This window comes from Herbaspirillum aquaticum (genome assembly GCF_002213425.1).
GTDB lineage: Bacteria > Pseudomonadota > Gammaproteobacteria > Burkholderiales > Burkholderiaceae_D > Herbaspirillum > Herbaspirillum aquaticum.
This window is the reverse complement of sequence record NZ_NJGV01000055.1, coordinates 1-1,221: the sequence shown is the minus strand read 5'-3', so window position 1 is coordinate 1,221 and position 1,221 is coordinate 1. Positions and strand designations below refer to the sequence as shown.

Below are 1,221 nucleotides of genomic sequence, written 5' to 3'. Positions count from 1 at the left end.
TAGCTATTTCGCTTCTTCTTTGCTTCACTCATTCTCGTCATCCCTTCCAGGACGACAGCTTAAATCAGTGTCTCAAATTCGGGGTCCACTTTAAAGTGATTGATTTTCCTGGATTTCCAATTTCGTCAGTCTATTGTTGATCTTCGTAATCAAAGGCTACACCCTCCGGTGTGTGGTTTTCTTTGATTTCGAGGATGGCAATGGCCCAGGCAAAAACACTCACAGAAAAAGAGCTGAAGAAAGTACTTATCTATATCTCACTTCGCAAACACGCAGCTCGCAATCGCGCAATGCTGCTGTTGACGCATTGGGCTGGGATGCGTGTTGGGGAAGTGGCTGCGCTGCGTATCGGAGACGTGGTCGCGACCGACGGTTCGATCAAAGCCGAAATTCGCTTGTCGCCAGAACAGACAAAAGGTCGGCATGCTCGAACGGTATTTTTGGGAGAGCGCTTGCGCAAAGAACTGGCCGTGTACGCTTCGACACTGAAGCGTTCCGAGCCTGAAAGACATCTTTTCTATACCCAGAAGCGAGCTGGCTTTACTGCAAATACCCTGTGTCAGTATTTCCATAACCTATACAGGCAAGTTGGAATCGACGGCGCAAGTAGCCATTCAGGACGACGTTCGTTCATCACAAATTTGGCTAGCAAAGGGGTAGGTGTTCGAGTATTGATGGCTTTGGCTGGCCATCAGAATATCTCGACGACACAAGCTTACATTGACGTGAATGACGCTATGCAGCGCGCGGCGGTCGACTTAATTTAACAATCAAGTGTCTCTTTGAGAGACGCTTTGCTTGTTGTTTTGTTTAGCCAAAATTGCTTTGAGTCGCGCCAGTTCTGCTTTCATCCAGTCTCGGTGCAAGATAATGGATGATCGCAACTCCATGACATTGAAATCAACAGGGGCAACGGCATCAAAGCTTGGAAATTTTCCCCTTGCGGCGTTTTCCGCCAAGATAAGCGCTCGTTGTAACTGACGACTCGTTACAATCGCCATCAGTTGTCTTCTCGTATCTCCGCGTAAGAGCTTTTCGCCTTCAGGCGTTACATAGGCTGGTGCGAGATTCACCTTGTTGCCGATTGCATAGAGGGGCTTTTTAGGTAGAGCTGCTCTCGCTCTGACGACTAAAGTGGACCCATCCGTCAAGACAGCGTTTGCCAGAATTTAAGCTGCATCCATGACTTCACTTGCAGCAGAACAGCGCTGCCCTGATCCT

The 1,221-nt window shown here is 48.6% G+C and carries 2 protein-coding genes; one reads left to right on the top strand and one right to left on the bottom strand.

Features of this window, described 5'->3' with window-relative positions; genetic code table 11:
* The first annotated feature begins 200 nt into the window (after window positions 1–200).
* Entirely contained in the window at window positions 201–767 is a 567-nt protein-coding gene (locus tag CEJ45_RS24365) for a tyrosine-type recombinase/integrase (RefSeq protein WP_088757559.1), read from the top strand.
* A gap of 3 nt (window positions 768–770) precedes the next feature.
* Here the strand turns inward: CEJ45_RS24365 and CEJ45_RS24735 are convergent, their stop codons facing one another.
* Entirely contained in the window at window positions 771–1,073 is a 303-nt protein-coding gene (locus tag CEJ45_RS24735; protein ID WP_141107067.1) for a hypothetical protein, read from the bottom strand.
* Window positions 1,074–1,221: the final 148 nt, after the last annotated feature.